Genomic DNA, 14,285 nt, shown 5'->3' with positions numbered 1-14,285 from the left:
ACTTATATCTGCGTCGCACAGATAATGTGCGGCGCAGATTTCCCCTGTCTTTCTAGCACAGATCCTAGGAGCACCATGACCACGCACGCCCCTGAGCAGCTGCGCGCCCTCTACGAGCGCTGGAGCGAGCTGTGGCGTGGCGACTTCAGCCACGCTCAGGACATCCTCGACCCCGCCTTCGTCGTGCACCAGGCGCGCCCCGACGGCAGTGACTCCGAGGCGGTCACCGGCCCGGAGCGCCTCCTGCCCGAGATCGAGCAGACGATGGCCGCCTTCGGTGACATCACCATCAGCGTCGACCTCGGCCCGATCACCGACGGGGACCTGATCGCCGCACGCTGGACCATGCGCGCCACCTACACCGGCGGCATCCCGCACGCCACCGCCCCCATCGGCACGAAGATCGCCTTCAGCGGACACGACATCCTGCGCGTCCGCGATGGCAGATTCGTCGAGTACTGGACCTGCACCGACATCCTCGACGGCCTGGCCCAGCTCGGCGCCGTCTCCGGCCCGAACGGCCCCGCCCGACCCTGACCGCACCCGACCCTGACCGCACCCACAGGCGCCGGACGCCATCCGGCGCTCGCTCCCCCATCCCGCGGCCGGCGTTCAGCGTCCCGACGACGCACGCCCGCCGGGCAGGTGGACCGCCACGGATCACCTGATCGCCTGCCCTGCGACGGCACGAGGCGATCACCTCGCAGCGCTCAGCGCGCTGGGCGTCCAGCCCCGCACCCGTTGCCCGGGCAGTAGCCGTTGCTGACGATGAGCCGACCGCGCAGGACCGTATAAGCTCCCGCCTCGACGCCAACGATCACTCCCTGGCAGGTGGGACAGACCAGAGACTCGGCTCCCAGGTGAGTGCTCTTGATCCGATCACCCTGCGTCAGGCCGGCTCGGCCAGGCGTCCCTTCGGCTGGCGCGGCGGAAGGCGTGGGAGTACCAGGGGCGTCGGACACGGCACTGAGGGCAGGCGAATCACTCATGGGAGCACTGTGCCCCACGGGACCGACATAATTCCGGAAGCAGCAGGAGGCGAAGAGGTTTCTGGGACCGGGCTTCCGTCAGAGCGGGCCCCGGCTGGAGGTGCTGCCCTGCCTGGCGGAGCAAGGCGCCGACCCGGGCGGCGGAGTCATCCGGCCGATGATTTCCACGCTGAGCGTCTCGTCCTTCGCCCGCTTGGGTTGCGGTCGCGGCCCTGTTCCAAAACCGAGGACACAGCAAGAATTCACGCTATCACCGGATTGTTGAACATCTGCATGCCAAGCTCTCATTCAGCTGGAATCGGCTCGAGGTGCGAAATGCATGTTCGCACGCCCGGCGGATCACGCCATACCGCCGGCTCGGCAGACGGTGGGTGGAGGACGCCATCGCGCTCATCCGGGCGGCGTGGTACCCGCCTGGTGGGTGGTCTTCGAGGGCGAGCACTACCGGGGTGAGGCGTGGATTTCGCCCCGCCCGCTGCCGCACCCATGGGCGGCCTTGAACAGCAGCGGTCCAGGGGCACGTTCCTGCGCGGCTTGTGTCTCACACAGTGTGAGGTCGTATGCAGCAGGTGCCGACTGAGGAGGTGCATCGTGGCGATGGCGGAACGGGTCGATGAGGCCCCGCGTCCGGGTGAGGCGCCGAACCTGCACGGGCTCGTGGAGGTGCGGGGCGGGCAGGTGCCGGTCGAGTGCCGCAGGGCCGGACACGGTTGAACGTGGCCATGTTCCCGCTGGTCAACCGTTGCGTCCCCGGAGGTCCGCCTGTTTCCCTTGGCCGCACATGAAAGAAACCGCGTGTGGCGAACCGTCTCCGGTCTCGCTGTTCCCCTTCTGATGGCCGGGGGCCTCAATTTCGCTGCCCAGCTCGGAATCATCGCCATTCTCGGGCACATGGGAGGAGAGGCCATTTATGTGCGTTCCCTGTATCAACCTGTCAGCCTCATCGTCCTCGCCCTCATGGTGGGCTTCGCGGTCTGCAACCAGGTCGCCGCCGCGATCAGCAAGGGAGCCGGACGCCCTCAGGACGTCATGGCGAACACCGCCAGCCTGGCCAGAGTATGGCTCGGGCTCGGCGCGGCCCTCTACCTGGTCCTCGCGCTCGCGGCCACCTCCCTGCCCGGCCTCCTTGGTGTGGACCCCGGGCTGCGGGACACCGTTGCCTCCTTTCTGCACTGGACCAGCGCCGCCAGCCTGCCGGCCGTCGGGGCGGAGCTCTGCGCGGCCGGCCTGCGCGGCTATGGATACGTGCGACAGGCCACCGTCCTGGTCAGCTGGACGGCGAGCGTGCGGATCGGCCTCGTGGCCGGCCTCGGACTCGGTACCGGCATCGGGATGGCGGCGGTGCCCGTCGCCGAGGCGGCAGCGGGTCTGACCGGCCTGGCCATGGGCCTGGTGCTGCTGCGCCGCACCGAGCTGTGGCATCCGCCGGCCGTCCGGATCTGGCGGCGCGAGGTGTTCACCGACCTGCGCCGCATCGGTGTGCCCATCGCCATGTCCTTCTTCGTGCTCTCGGCGTACAACTTCGCGGTCATCGGCGTCCTCGGCGGCTACGGGCAGAACGCCGTGGCCGGGTTCACGGCCGCCTCCACCCTGCAGAACCTCGTGCTGCTACCGGGCATGGCCCTGGGCACCGCCACAGCGATCACCATCAACCAGCAACGCGGCGCGGGCGAATGGAGGCGCATGCGTGAATCGATGCGCGGCGGCCTCGAGGTCACCATCGTGACCTACGTGGTGATCGCCGCGCTGGTGTGGTCACTGCATGACCCGCTGGCGCGGCTGGTCGGAGGCGACGCCGGGGTGGCCGCGGCCACGGGCGGCTACCTGGGCGCCGTGGCGCTGACCTACGCCGTCCAGGGACCCGTGCTCGCCTCGCTGACCATCATGGAGGAGACCGGCGGCGGCTTCCGGGCCATCGTGCTCAACGCCATCTACTTCGGCCTGATCGTCGCGGTCGGCGCAGCCGCGGCTCATGCCGCCGGCAGCGCGGACGGCTTCTACACCGCGGTGGCGTACTGCAACCTGATCGGCGTGACGGTGCCGCTCATCGCCGCACGGCACATACGGCGACTGTCGGCCAGGGGCAGCGCCGCTCAGGTAGCCGCCGCGACCGGCTGAAGCACAACGGGGGCCGCACGACGGCGGGCCCCAGGACGGGCACGTCGGCGATGCGATGTACGGGGTGATGGCCATGATCCTCATGGCTTTCCGCTTTCCCTGGCCGGCGGCTCCTTGTACGGGACACTGCAGCAACTGATCTATCCGAGGAAACATGACGATCCAACCTACGGGGTGGACCATCCATACGCCTGGGACTACGTCCTCATGGCGTGGCCAGGGGTCGTCATGGCGATCGTGCCGGCCTCCCTGCCGGCATGGCGGCGCACTCGTACGGCGGGCCGCGTCATGGGATCGGTCCTGGCCGCGGCCGTCATCGCGAGGGGGGTGGGAACCATTTTCGACAGCTGGGGGCCACGCCGGCCGTATGGCTGGCCGTACCTCGCCTACGGGCTGTTCATGATCATCGGGTTGATCGCCGTGGGCAGGAGGCCGGCCATGGAGAAGGGCGTCACTACCGACGTCCAGACCGCTCCCGTTCAGTGACGGCCGATCGTGCCGCACCAGCTCTCGGTGAGAACGTCCAGCATCTCGTCGCGCCCGACACCCCAGCGCTCCGCAGTCCAGTGCCGCGCGACATGGTCCAGCTCGGTGATCGCGATGACGCCGTGGAAGTGGCCCTGCCCTGTACACCACCGCCGCGCCAGGCGGGCTGTCATCGGCGCACCATGACCCAGTGCTGGTCACTGCCGGAACGGCCGCATGTCACCGCGGAGATCTCCCACGGACGCCGCACATTGTGGTGCAGGCACAGGTTGCGCAGGTGCTTCCATCTGATCTGGATGACCGTGTCCCACACGCCCTGCTTGACCACGGGAAAGGTGAACTGCTGGCGCTTGTCGCCGCTGCACCGCCCCACCTGAACCGCGGTGCCCTTGGGGGCGCCCAGGCAGTACGTGCGCCCGCGGTAGGTGACGGCGAGCTGGGAGCGGGCCGTGCGCCTCCACAGGTAACCGTCGAACTCCGTGGACGGGCAGTAGTTCGCCTGGGCGCGGAAGCCCAGTTCGGCCGGGGTGTGGTCCGCCGCGTAGGTCAGGCAGCGGTCATCGTTCTTGATCAGGTAGGTCTTCGGGGCCGCCAGGGCGGGGAAGGGGGCGAGCGCGGCGGGGATGGCCAGGGCGAGAACGGCCGCGGTCGTTAATCGTCTGCTCATGGCATGGCATGCTACGACGATCTTCCGGGCGCGCAGGCATACGGCCGTGGACTCGGCATCCTCACCACGCGCGGTGATCGCCGAACGTCACGAAGGTGGGCCGCCGCCCGGCCCTCACCCAGGATCGGGAAAGTCGAAGAATCATGCGTCAAACACCCTTCAGAACACGATCAAGTGCTGCCCGGCCTGCAGGTCCCCAGCGCGGCTTACCCCCGGGAAGGCCCCGATCTCCGTTCTGCCCCATGAGCATCAGGAAGAGGCTCTTCATGGCGGCCAGCCCGCGGGCGCGCCGGATCGCCGCTTCGTCCGCGTGCGCGTAGGCGTCGAAGAACCGTGCGGCCATCCCCTCGGGGAGGAGCACCCACGCGGCGGCGAGGTCCCACGCGGGATCGCCGGCGAACAAGGCACCGAAATCGATCACGCCCGCCAGCGTCCCGTCCGAGACGACGACATTCGCGGGATGGAGGTCACCGTGCACCCACACCGGCGGGCCCTGCCACTCGGGGGCCGCGACGGCATCGGCCCAGACGGCCCGCACGGCGCCGACATCGCCGATGGCGTCAGGGTCGACGGCCTGCAAGAACCGCTCGAAGCCGCCGGTGCACCTCTCGGGGTGAGCGCCGAAGTCCGAACTGCCCGGGGCCTCGGCGGGCGCCTCCACATGCAGCGCCTGGAGGAAGCTCGCCAGCGTGTCGGCCGCGTGCGCGCCGCGGCTGATCGCGCCGTGGTCCAGCGGCTCGCCGGGAACCCACGTCATCACGGTCCAGTGCTTGGGAAAGCGCTCGGACGGCTCGCCGAACCGCACCGGGGCCGGCACCGGAAGCGGCAGGCGCGGGGCCAGCACGGGTAGCCACCGCCGCTCCTTGAGCTGGAGCTCCGGGGTGGGGTCCATGCGCTGCATGCGTACGGCCAACTCGCCCCCGAGGCGCCACATCTGGTTGCCCCAGCCGCCCGCCACCTCGCGGATGGGCAGCCCCGCAAGGTCCGGATGTTGCTCCTGCAGCAGATCTCGGACCAGGTCTGCGGTGATCTCGATCTCGGTGCCGGTCATGCGAAGTCACAGTACCGAGGCAGCAGGCGGAGCGGCTCTCGCTTCCCGGAACGTCGCGCTGTGATTCCTCTGGCACCACTCAGAGCGGCAGATCAGACGCTTCGGGAACGGACCGCCCCAAGTGCAGAGAAGTCCGCGTGCGTCGTCCGCTCCTTCGAGCGGACCCCGCCGGGCGGGCGCGGCTGGAGGAGATCCGCGCCAACCTCACCGCCCGCATCGCGCAAGCCGAAGAACACGGCCGTAAGGATCAGACGCCGGCCCCAGCAGAAGTGACGGCGATGAGCGTGGCCTGCTGTGGGCGGAGCGCAGGGGCGCCGGCAGCCCGGTGGTACTGCTGCACGGTGCCGGCATGGACTCCCGCCTGTGGGATGCCGTCGTCCCCGAGCGTGCCGTCCTCGACCACTTCGGCCTGCCCCAGGCCGCGCTGGTGGGCCTGAGCATGGGCGGCGAGACCGCGTTGGACTCCGTCCTCGCCCTTCCCACACGCGTCACCGCAGTGGCCCTGGTGGGCGCCCCCGTCAGTGGCCACTCCTGGCCGGCCGACACCGAGAGCACGGTCTACGCCACGGCCCGCCGGCGGGGCCGACGCCAAAGGCTCTGGCCGAGCTGGAGCTGTCGATCTGGGCGTCCATGGGACGTTCCGCTCCCGTCCGCCCGGCGCCTCGTCCCGGGTCAGCTCGCGGCGCGGTCGCCGAGCGGCCGGCGGCGCAGGGCGGGGTCGGTCAGGGGGGCCGGGCTCCAGAGGCCGACGGGGTGGTAGACGTTGGTGCCCGGGGGCACGAGCTCGTCGATCCGGTCGAGCACGGCGTCGTCCAGTGTCAGGGTGGCGCCCTTCAGCAGGCCGTCCAGTTGCGCCCTCGTGCGCGGGCCGAGGATGACCGAGGTGACCGCCGGGTGGGAGGCGGCGAAGGCGACGGCCAGCTCCGGCAGGGTGCGGCCGAGCTCGTCCGCGAGCTTCACCAGCTCCTCGACGACCTCCAGCTTGGCCGCGTTGACCGGGATGGACGGGTCGAAGCGCTGCGGGGCGCGGGCGGCGCGGCCCTGGGAGAGGTCGGCGGGCTGGCCCTTGCGGTAGCGGCCGGTCAGGAAGCCCCAGCCCAGCGGGCTGTAGGTGAGCACGCCCAGGCCCAGCCGCTGCGCGGTGGGCAGGACGTCGGCCTCGATGCCGCGGGCCAGGAGGTTGTACGGCGGCTGCTCGGTGCGGAAGCGGTGCAGGCCGCGTTGCCGGGCCACGTGGTAGGCCTCGACGGTTTCGTGTGCCGGGAAGGCGGAGCTGCCGAACGCGCGGATCTTGCCCTGTTGGACCAGGTCGGTCAGTACGGAGAGGGTCTCCTCGATGTCGGTGCGGTGGTCGGGGCGGTGGATCTGGTAGAGGTCGATCCAGTCGGTGCGCAGCCGCTGGAGGCTCTCCTCGACCGCGCGCACGATCCAGCGCCGCGAGTTGCCACCCCGGTTCGGCCCCTCGCCGCCCATCGGGAAGTGCACCTTGGTCGCCAGCACCACGTCGTCCCGCCGGCCTTGCAACGCCTTGCCGACGATCTCCTCGGACTCCCCCGCCGAGTACATGTCGGCGGTGTCGACGAAGTTGATCCCGTGGTCGAGGGCGGTGTGGATGATGCGGATGCTGTCGTCGTGGTCGGGGTTGCCGGCCATGCCGAACATCATCGTGCCGAGGCAGTAGGCGCTGACCTCCATGCCGGTGCCACCGAGGATGCGATATCTCATGCTTCGAAACCGTAGATCCTGGAGCCGACCCTACGTCAAGCCCGGGGCGTGGTCGGACAGCAGGTCCGTGATGATGAGCAGGCAGCGGGCGGCCTCGTTCTGATCGGAGCCGGCAGTGCAGGGCGCCGCGGTAGAGAACTGTGCGCGTCCGCCGGTAGTCCGCCCGTGGCGTCGCATCGCTGCAACGCCAGGATGAGCTCGGCCACCTGCACGGCGAACGACGCATGTCGGCGATCCGTGACGGATGAGCGGACTGGCCCTCAGCCGGCCGCGCACCGTCCACGGGGACCGGGGCGATCGGAAGGCCCTTCCCCTGGGGAACTGGGCCGCGATCAACCGGCGTACCGGGGTTCGCGGTGATACCCGCGCTGCGCGAAGGCGCCGACCTGCGCTTCTTCCCCTCTCCCTGCAGCATCGGGTTCGAGCCCGACCTGTTCTTCATGAGGATCTGCCGAAGCGCGGGTCAGCCGAGACCCGCCAGCAACGCCGAGAGCCTGCGCAGCCCTCGCGTCGTACGGGCCTTGACGGTGCCGAGCGGCACCCGCAGCCGATCGGCGATCTCCCGCTGGGTCAGGTCGGCGAAGTAGGCCAGCTCGATGGCCTGTCGCTGGGCGTGCGGCAGCGCGGCGAGCGCTCTGCCGAGCCGGTCGCGATCGGCGAGCACGTCCGCCACCGGTCGCTCCGGTACGGGCGGATCGCCGACCTCGTCCAGCGGGACCGTGGCGGGCCGGCGGACGCGCAGGTGGTCGATGGCGCGGCGGTGGGCGATGGCGAACACCCAGGCGGCCTGGCTTCTGGTGGGGTCGTAGCGGCGGCGTGAGCGCCAGAGGTCGGCGAAGACGACCTGGATCATGTCCTCCACGTCCTGAGCGGGCACGAAGCGGCGCAGGTACGAGCGCAGGGCGGGGGCGTGCGTGCGGTAACACTCGTCGAGCGCTTCCTCGTCACTGATCTCCATGGCCCTGCCCTCTCACCCGAAAAAACTATTCAAAACTTATTCATAGCGGGGCTGGGGGCGCCGCCACAAGCTTCGTCGGGGGGCGTCGCGCAGTTAGCCGAGCGTGGACGTGATGCGCGCGACGGCGTCGGGCAGCGTCGACACGCGGATGACGCCCGGAGGTGGCTCGCCGTGCCAGCCGAGCCCGCCGATGACGATCTCGCAGGCGGGACGCAGCCGTGGCAGGGTGGCGAGCGGGGCGGTGTCGCCGGTGGCGGCCTGCTGCGACCAGATGAACACCGCGGCCGGGCCGAGCCGGCGCATGGCGTGGGCGAGGGCGGTGTAGGGGGTGCGGGCGCCCAGGACGCGGGTCTGCACGTCCCGTTCGGCCAGGGCGGCGGCCAGCGCGTGCACCGGCAGGCTGTGCTGCTCGTCCTCGGCACAGGCCAGCAGCACCGGACGGGCCGCCGCAACCACCGGGACGTCGCGGGCGAGGCGGTGCAGGGCCGCCTGGATCAGGTCGGACAGTAGGTGCTCGGCGTCGATGCCCGCTCCGGCCGCGTCCTGGCGGCGGCAGATGGTGTCGAGGACGGGCAGCACCAGCCGCTCCCACGTCCACACCACACCGTGCTCGTCCAGCGCCTGCTCGACCAGGGCGGAAACGGCGTGGCTGTCGAGCATGAGCGCGGCGCGGGCCAGCGCGGCGGTGGCCGGGCGGGCGCCGGGCCGTTCGGGGGGAGGCGGGACGGCCGGGCCTGGCTCGGGGTCCGCGGCCGGCAGGGCCAGGGCGAGCCTGGCGGCTTCCGCGGCCGGCAGGCCGGTGGCGATCAGGCGCTGCATCTCGGCCAGGCGGCGCAGGTCGGCGGCGTCGTAGCGGCGGTGGCCGCCGGCGCTGCGGCGGCTGGGACCCAGGCCGTACCGCAGGTTCCAGGTGCGCAGCGTCGGCGCGGGCACGCCGAGCCGGCGGGAGACGGCTCCGATGCCGTAGCCCGCGTCTGCTTCGCTGACCGGTTTGTCCTCGCCCATGGCTCCTGCTGCCGCTCGACGTGTCCGACCATCTTTTCGCGGTTGCGGGGGTGCTCGGACGCATACGCGAGCGTGTCCTGTTCGGGATTCGGCGTCCGGTGGTTACCGTGAAGAGGCGTTTCGGATCGTGTGCAACCGGGTCCGCTCCTCCTGCGAAGGCTCTCTATAGCGGCAGAAGGAGTTGCGTGCATGGACACGATGACCTCGCAGACCGGCCAGGTGCGGGAGCTGGTCGAGCAGCGTTTGGCGGAGCTGCTGGAAGAGCAGCTCGGGCGGCTCGGCTTCCTGGACGATCACGATGTCGAGCTGGTGCGCGAGTTCCTGGTGGAGTTCGTGCTCGGTGGCGGTAAGAGGTTGCGACCGGCGTTCGTCTACTGGGGATACCGGGCGGCCGGGGGCGAGCGGCCGGCGGAGGTGCTGCCCGCGGCCTGCGCGATGGAGCTGGTGCACGCGGCGGCGCTGCTGCTGGACGACGTGATGGACGAGGCGGCCGCGCGGCGTGGCCGGCCGGCGGCGCACGTGGCGCTGGCCGCCCTGCACCGCGCGTCCGGGCGGCGGGGTGACGCGGGCCGGTTCGGTGAGTCGGTGGCGACCCTGCTCGCGCTGCTGGCGTGGAGCTGGGCCGACGCCGCCCTGCTGGAGACGGCGGGCCCGCGCCTGGGCGCCGCGCTGGACGTCTTCACCCGGCTGCGGGTGGAGGCGATCGGCGGGCAGTATCTCGACCTGGCCGCCGCGGCCGGGGCAGGTGAGGGGCAGGAGCAGGCGGAGGTCATCTCGCTCTACAAGTCGGGCAAGTACACGGTCGAGGGGCCGCTGCACCTGGGCCACGCCGTCGCGGGCGGCTGCCCGCGGACGCGGCGGCTGCTGAGCGCGTACGCGCTGCCGCTGGGTGCGGCCTTCCAGCTCAGGGACGACGTCAACGGCGTGTTCGGCGACCCGGCGCGCACCGGCAAGGGCTGCTCGGATCTGTCGCAGGGCAAGGCGACCTTCCTGCTCGCCTACGCCCGCCGGGTGACGGGCAGCGCGCTCCTGGACGGCATCACCGATGAGCGCGGGGTGGCGGCCGCGCGGGAGCTGATCGTGCGGTGCGGGGCCCTGGAGGCGGCGGAGCGGCGCATCGCCGCCCTGACGGACGAGGCGGTCACGGCGCTGGATCGTCCGCCCGGCATCCCGCCGGAGGCCCGGCAGGCGTTGACGGAGCTGGCCACCCTTTCGACGGCGAAGAGCCTGTGATGGGTGCTGTCGTGGTCGTCGGAGCCGGCCTGGGCGGCCTGTCGGCGGCCGTCCACCTGGCCGCGGCCGGCCGCCAGGTGACGGTGGTGGAGGCCCTCGACGAGCCCGGCGGCTGCTGCGGCACCGCCCGGCTCGGGGCGTACCGCTTCGACACCGGCCCGTCCGTGCTGACGATGCCGGACGTGCTGGCCGAGGTCTTCGGCGCGGCCGGGCAGGAGCTGCGGCACTGGTTGCCGCTGCGCCGGCTGGACCCGTCCTACCGGATGGTCTTCGAGGACGGGTCGCGGCTGGACGTGCTGCCGGAGCGCGAGGCGATGACCGAGCAGGTGCGGACCGTGTGCGGGCCCGCGGAGGCGGCGCGCTACGAGCGGTACCGGCGGCTGCTGGCGGAGATGTTCCGGCTGGAGTGGCCGGCGTTCATCGACGCGGACATGACGCGGCTGCGCGGCCTGGCCCGGCCGGCCGCGCTGCTGCGGCTGGCCGCGCTGGGCGGCTTCCGCCGGCTGGACCGGCTGGCCGCCCGTCACCTGAGGGACCCCCGGCTGATCAAGGCGCACACGTTCCAGGCCCTGTACGTGGGCCTCTCGCCCCAGCAGGCGCTGGGCATCTACGCCGTCATCGCGCACATGGACACCGTCGGCGGCGTGTACTTCCCCGAACGCGGCGGCATGCACGCCATCCCGTCGGCGATGGCGGCCCTGCTGGACAAGCTCGGCGCCGGGATCCGCTACGGCGTGCGCGCCCGCGAGATCGTGACGGACGGCGACGGCGTCACCGGCGTCCTGCTGGCCGACGGCGAGCGACTGCCGGCCCGGCAGGTGGTCGTCGCGTGCGACCGGCTGGCGGCCAGGCGGCTGCTGCCCGGCCCGGCGGACGACTGGCGGCTGCGCCGGCCCCGGCACTCCCCCTCCTGCCTGGTGCTGCACGCCGGCCTGGACCGCCCGCCCACCGGTCAGGCGCACCACACGCTGCACTTCGGCCGTACCTGGGAGGACACGTTCGGCGCGCTGGCGGCGGGCAGGCCGCAACCGGACCCGAGCCTGCTCGTCACCTGCCCCGAGCCGGACGGCGAGACCGCGCCGGCGGGGCACGCCACGCTCAGCGTCCTGGAGCCCGCGCCGAACCTCGAACGCGCCGACTGGCGGCGGCTGCGGCCCGAGCTGGAGTCGCGGCTGCTCGGCCGGATGGCCGGGCTCGGCTACGGCGACCTGGCAGCCGCGCCCCGGCTGGTGGTGGACCCGCCCGCCTGGGCGGCGCGCGGGCACAGCGCGGGCACCCCGTTCGCACTCGATCACCGCTTCACCCAGACGGCGTGGCTGCGCCCGTCAGCCGTCGCCCGGCGGGTGCCCGGGCTGCACTTCGCCGGCATGTACACCGCGCCCGGGGTGGGGGTGCCGCCCGTGCTGATCTCCGGCCGGCTGGCCGCCGAACGCATACTCGAGGAGACCCGTTGACGCTCACCGCCAGCTACGAGCGCTGCCGGCGGCTGCACGCCCGCCACGGCCGCTCCTACTACCTGGCCACCCGGCTGCTGCCGCAGTGGAAGCGGCGGCACGTGCACGCCCTGTACGGTTTCGCCCGCTACGCCGACGAGATCGTCGACTCCTTCACGATGACCGCCGACCGGTCCCGCGCCCTCGACGCGCTGTCAGGCCGGGTCGAGGCCGGGCTCGCCGGCGCGGACGTGGACAGCCCGGTGCTGCCGGCGTTCCTGCACACCGTGCGGTCCTTCGGCATCGGCCACGACGACATCGGCGCCTTCCTCGTCTCCATGCGGGCCGACCTGTCCGTGACCCGGTACGCGACCTACGACGACCTGCTCGGCTACATGGCGGGCTCGGCCGCCGCCATCGGCACGATGATGCTGCCGGTGCTGGAGGCGGCGCCCGGCCGCGAGCGGGCGGCCCGCGAACCCGCCCGCCAGCTCGGCCTGGCCTTCCAGCTCACCAACTTCCTGCGCGACGTCGGCGAGGACTACGCCAGGGGCCGCGTCTACCTGCCGCTGGAGGACCTGGACAAGTTCGGCGTCAAGCCGGAGGACCTGGGCGCCCGGCGCACGGCGGCCCGCGTACGGGACCTGCTCGCCTTCGAGGCCGGCCGCGCCCGCGACCACTACCGCGCCGCCGCCGGCGGCTTCGGCCTGCTCGTCGCCTCGTCGCAGCCGTGCGTGCGCGCCGCGTTCGAGCTGTACGGCGGCATCCTGGAGGAGATCGAACGCCGCGGGTTCGAGGTGCTCACCGCAAGGGTGCGGGTGCCGCGCCGGCGCAAGGCGGCCGTGTTCGCCCGCCATCTGCTGGCCTCCGCCGAGGCGGGCCGGGCCGAACGCCGGGTACGCGTGGAGCTCCCGTGACCGCCATGACGAGCGTGCCGCCGGTGGTGCTGGACGCGATGGGCGGCGACCACGGGCCCGCAGAGACCGTCGCCGGAGCGGTGGCGGCGTGGCGTACCCACCACGTGCCCATCACCCTGGTCGGCGACGAGGCCCGCGTGCTCGCCGAGTTGCGCCGGCACAGCGCCACCGGCGAGATCGCCGTGGTGCACGCCGACGACGCGGTGCCGATGACCGAGCGCGGCGCCGGCGCCGCGGCGCTGGCGGCCTCCAGCCTGGCGGTGGGCTGCGAGCTGGTCGGCCGGGGCGCGGGCGGGGCGTTCGTGTCGGCCGGGTCCACCGGCGCGGTGGTCTCCTGCGCGGTACGGGGCATCGGCCGTGCCGCCGGGGTGCTGCGGCCCGCCCTGGCCGTGGCCCTGCCCGCGCTGACGGGCGGCGCGAGCGTGCTGGTGGACGCGGGCGCGACAGCCGATCCGAGCCCGGCCATGGTCGCCCAGTTCGCCCTGCTCGGCGTGGGGTACGCGCGAGCCGTGCTGGGCCGTCCCGACCCGGCGGTGGGGTTGTTGTCCATCGGCTCCGAGCCGGGCAAGGGCAACCGGCTGGCCTGCCAGTCCGCGAAGTTGATCGCCGCCTCGCCGGTGCGCTTCCACGGCAACGTCGAGGGCCATGACGTGCTGAGCGGGGTGGTGGACGTGATCGTCACCGACGGGTTCACCGGGAACGTGGTGCTGAAGAACGTCGAGGGCTGTGTCCGTACGGCGCTGACCATGGTCGCCCAGGCCGGCATCGCCTCGCCGGACCGGCTCGCCGAGGTGGCCCGCCGCTACGACCCGCAGACCCATGGCGGTGCCACCCTGCTCGGGCTGCGTGGCACCGTCGTCGTCGCGCACGGCTCCTCCCGCGCGGCCACCATCGCCCGGGCGTGCGTGGTGGCCCACGCGCTGGCGGGGCAGGACCCGGCGGCCGGCATCGGGGCCGGGCTCAAGGGCGCGGCGACGGCGCCGTGATGGGGTCGTGATGGAGCCGTGATGGGGCCGTGATGGGCTCAGTGTCAGCGCAGCGGGTCGGTGCCGTCCCAGGTGCCCTCGCTGGCGTACGGGGCGAAGCGGGCGAACAGCTCCTCGGCGTACCAGCCGCGGGAGCGGACCTGGTCGATGACGCGCCGGTGTGCCTGTCCCCGGTAGGCGAAGGCGTTCACCGCTGCGCTGTCCCGCCACAGCGAGAAGGTCGCCTGCCGGGCCAGCGGCCACTCCCCCATGCCGATCGACGCCAGACAGCCGTCCTGCCGCCGCAGCAGCTCCTCAACCGGTGGCACCGACCGGTAGAACGCGACCAGGCGGCGAGCCCGGATCGACGCCCTGGTCAGCACCGCCACCGGCCCCGCCTCGCCCGCCGTGGGCCGTGCTCCGCCGCCGTGCCGTACCGTATGCCCGTCGAACGGGTCGCCTCCCGCCCAGGCGCCGCGCGAGGCGAGCGGGGTCAGCCGCACCTGCCAGCTCTCGTCCGCCTCCGTCCGCCAGCGGGCGGCGATCGGCGAGACGCGCAGGAACTCCTCCAGGTCGCTCTCGTCGCGCCAGAGCGCGAACAGGGCCCACCGGCGCAGGTCGGCGCCCAGCGACATGGTCCGGCCCCGGCCGGTGCCGAGCAGCCGCCAGAACAGCAGCCCGCCGGTGCGCCGCAGCGGCGGGCGGTCGAAAGCCATGTGCCGCATCTCGCGGATGCTG

The 14,285-nt window shown here is 72.4% G+C and carries 16 protein-coding genes; 9 read left to right on the top strand and 7 right to left on the bottom strand.

What is annotated here, in order from left to right; all coding sequences use genetic code 11:
- The first annotated feature begins 75 nt into the window (after positions 1–75).
- The 4 genes from LCN96_RS26790 (at position 76) to LCN96_RS26780 (ending at position 3,593) form a co-directional block, all read left to right on the top strand.
- Positions 76–537 (top strand): ester cyclase, encoded by a 462-nt coding sequence (locus LCN96_RS26790; protein ID WP_225275645.1) that lies wholly within the window; start codon positions 76–78, stop codon positions 535–537.
- Positions 538–1,580: 1,043 nt separating this feature from the next.
- Positions 1,581–1,703, top strand: coding sequence for a hypothetical protein (locus tag LCN96_RS56670; protein ID WP_263657521.1), 123 nt, complete (start codon positions 1,581–1,583; stop codon positions 1,701–1,703).
- 120 nt (positions 1,704–1,823) lie between these two features.
- Entirely contained in the window at positions 1,824–3,107 is a 1,284-nt protein-coding gene (locus LCN96_RS26785) for an MATE family efflux transporter (RefSeq protein WP_225275644.1), read from the top strand.
- A gap of 228 nt (positions 3,108–3,335) precedes the next feature.
- Positions 3,336–3,593 carry a hypothetical protein gene (locus tag LCN96_RS26780; RefSeq protein ID WP_225275643.1) on the top strand — a complete coding sequence of 86 codons (258 nt, stop codon included), beginning with the start codon at positions 3,336–3,338 and terminating at the stop codon, positions 3,591–3,593.
- Here the strand turns inward: LCN96_RS26780 and LCN96_RS26775 are convergent.
- The 3 genes from LCN96_RS26775 to LCN96_RS26765 form a co-directional block, all read right to left on the bottom strand.
- On the bottom strand, positions 3,587–3,766 hold the full coding sequence (locus LCN96_RS26775; protein ID WP_225275642.1) for a hypothetical protein: 180 nt from the start codon (positions 3,764–3,766) through the stop codon (positions 3,587–3,589). The genes LCN96_RS26780 and LCN96_RS26775 overlap by 7 nt on opposite strands.
- Entirely contained in the window at positions 3,763–4,260 is a 498-nt protein-coding gene (locus LCN96_RS26770) for a hypothetical protein (RefSeq protein WP_225275641.1), read from the bottom strand. The genes LCN96_RS26775 and LCN96_RS26770 overlap by 4 nt, the downstream gene beginning before the upstream one ends.
- 148 nt (positions 4,261–4,408) lie before the next feature.
- Entirely contained in the window at positions 4,409–5,311 is a 903-nt protein-coding gene (locus LCN96_RS26765) for an aminoglycoside phosphotransferase family protein (protein ID WP_225275640.1), read from the bottom strand.
- A gap of 349 nt (positions 5,312–5,660) precedes the next feature.
- Here LCN96_RS26765 and LCN96_RS26760 point away from each other — a divergent pair, with 349 nt between their 5' ends.
- Entirely contained in the window at positions 5,661–6,071 is a 411-nt protein-coding gene (locus tag LCN96_RS26760) for an alpha/beta fold hydrolase (protein ID WP_225275639.1), read from the top strand.
- Here LCN96_RS26760 and LCN96_RS26755 read toward each other — a convergent pair.
- The 3 genes from LCN96_RS26755 to LCN96_RS26745 all read right to left on the bottom strand — a co-directional run bounded on the left by LCN96_RS26755 (position 5,984) and on the right by LCN96_RS26745 (position 8,999).
- Entirely contained in the window at positions 5,984–7,036 is a 1,053-nt protein-coding gene (locus tag LCN96_RS26755; RefSeq protein WP_225275638.1) for an aldo/keto reductase, read from the bottom strand. The two genes, LCN96_RS26760 and LCN96_RS26755, sit on opposite strands and share 88 nt — an antisense overlap.
- Before the next feature lie 463 nt (positions 7,037–7,499).
- Positions 7,500–7,994 (bottom strand): RNA polymerase sigma factor, encoded by a 495-nt coding sequence (locus LCN96_RS26750; protein ID WP_225275637.1) that lies wholly within the window; start codon positions 7,992–7,994, stop codon positions 7,500–7,502.
- Positions 7,995–8,087: 93 nt separating this feature from the next.
- On the bottom strand, positions 8,088–8,999 hold the full coding sequence (locus LCN96_RS26745; RefSeq protein ID WP_225275636.1) for a MerR family transcriptional regulator: 912 nt from the start codon (positions 8,997–8,999) through the stop codon (positions 8,088–8,090).
- Between the two features lie 189 nt (positions 9,000–9,188).
- On the opposite strand from LCN96_RS26745, the gene LCN96_RS26740 reads away from it, so the two are divergent.
- The 4 genes from LCN96_RS26740 to plsX are packed head-to-tail and all read left to right on the top strand — an operon-like array spanning position 9,189 to position 13,568.
- Positions 9,189–10,232 carry a polyprenyl synthetase family protein gene (locus LCN96_RS26740; protein WP_225275635.1) on the top strand — a complete coding sequence of 348 codons (1,044 nt, stop codon included), beginning with the start codon at positions 9,189–9,191 and terminating at the stop codon, positions 10,230–10,232.
- Positions 10,232–11,686, top strand: a complete 1,455-nt coding sequence (locus LCN96_RS26735) for a phytoene desaturase family protein (RefSeq protein ID WP_225275634.1) — start codon at positions 10,232–10,234, stop codon at positions 11,684–11,686. Before LCN96_RS26740 ends, LCN96_RS26735 begins: the two co-directional genes overlap by 1 nt.
- Complete coding sequence (locus LCN96_RS26730) at positions 11,683–12,582, top strand: phytoene/squalene synthase family protein (protein WP_225275633.1); 900 nt, start codon at positions 11,683–11,685, stop codon at positions 12,580–12,582. Before LCN96_RS26735 ends, LCN96_RS26730 begins: the two co-directional genes overlap by 4 nt.
- 5 nt (positions 12,583–12,587) lie before the next feature.
- Complete coding sequence (gene plsX, locus LCN96_RS26725; RefSeq protein ID WP_225276066.1) at positions 12,588–13,568, top strand: phosphate acyltransferase PlsX; 981 nt, start codon at positions 12,588–12,590, stop codon at positions 13,566–13,568.
- A gap of 44 nt (positions 13,569–13,612) precedes the next feature.
- Here the strand turns inward: plsX and LCN96_RS26720 are convergent, their stop codons facing one another.
- The gene (locus LCN96_RS26720; RefSeq protein WP_225275632.1) at positions 13,613–14,272 is read right to left on the bottom strand and encodes a spheroidene monooxygenase; all 660 of its coding nucleotides are present in this window, start codon (positions 14,270–14,272) and stop codon (positions 13,613–13,615) included.
- Positions 14,273–14,285 lie beyond the last annotated feature (13 nt).

The sequence above is a fragment of the Nonomuraea gerenzanensis genome (assembly GCF_020215645.1).
In the GTDB taxonomy this organism is placed as follows: domain Bacteria; phylum Actinomycetota; class Actinomycetes; order Streptosporangiales; family Streptosporangiaceae; genus Nonomuraea; species Nonomuraea gerenzanensis.
Note: the sequence above shows the minus strand (reverse complement) of the source record. Positions and strands in the feature narration are given on the sequence as shown.

What these genes read in the sequence shown, in the direction of transcription:
- LCN96_RS26790 (WP_225275645.1), top strand. Translation starts at nt 76, where the DNA reads ATGACCACGCACGCCCCTGAGCAGCTGCGCGCCCTCTACGAGCGCTGG.
- LCN96_RS26785 (WP_225275644.1), top strand. Translation starts at nt 1,824, where the DNA reads ATGGCCGGGGGCCTCAATTTCGCTGCCCAGCTCGGAATCATCGCCATT.
- LCN96_RS26780 (WP_225275643.1), top strand. Translation starts at nt 3,336, where the DNA reads ATGGCGATCGTGCCGGCCTCCCTGCCGGCATGGCGGCGCACTCGTACG.
- LCN96_RS26775 (WP_225275642.1), bottom strand. Translation starts at nt 3,766, where the DNA reads ATGACAGCCCGCCTGGCGCGGCGGTGGTGTACAGGGCAGGGCCACTTC.
- LCN96_RS26770 (WP_225275641.1), bottom strand. Translation starts at nt 4,260, where the DNA reads ATGAGCAGACGATTAACGACCGCGGCCGTTCTCGCCCTGGCCATCCCC.
- LCN96_RS26765 (WP_225275640.1), bottom strand. Translation starts at nt 5,311, where the DNA reads ATGACCGGCACCGAGATCGAGATCACCGCAGACCTGGTCCGAGATCTG.
- LCN96_RS26760 (WP_225275639.1), top strand. Translation starts at nt 5,661, where the DNA reads ATGGACTCCCGCCTGTGGGATGCCGTCGTCCCCGAGCGTGCCGTCCTC.
- LCN96_RS26755 (WP_225275638.1), bottom strand. Translation starts at nt 7,036, where the DNA reads ATGAGATATCGCATCCTCGGTGGCACCGGCATGGAGGTCAGCGCCTAC.
- LCN96_RS26750 (WP_225275637.1), bottom strand. Translation starts at nt 7,994, where the DNA reads ATGGAGATCAGTGACGAGGAAGCGCTCGACGAGTGTTACCGCACGCAC.
- LCN96_RS26745 (WP_225275636.1), bottom strand. Translation starts at nt 8,999, where the DNA reads ATGGGCGAGGACAAACCGGTCAGCGAAGCAGACGCGGGCTACGGCATC.
- LCN96_RS26740 (WP_225275635.1), top strand. Translation starts at nt 9,189, where the DNA reads ATGGACACGATGACCTCGCAGACCGGCCAGGTGCGGGAGCTGGTCGAG.
- LCN96_RS26735 (WP_225275634.1), top strand. Translation starts at nt 10,232, where the DNA reads ATGGGTGCTGTCGTGGTCGTCGGAGCCGGCCTGGGCGGCCTGTCGGCG.
- plsX (WP_225276066.1), top strand. Translation starts at nt 12,588, where the DNA reads ATGACGAGCGTGCCGCCGGTGGTGCTGGACGCGATGGGCGGCGACCAC.
- LCN96_RS26720 (WP_225275632.1), bottom strand. Translation starts at nt 14,272, where the DNA reads ATGCGGCACATGGCTTTCGACCGCCCGCCGCTGCGGCGCACCGGCGGG.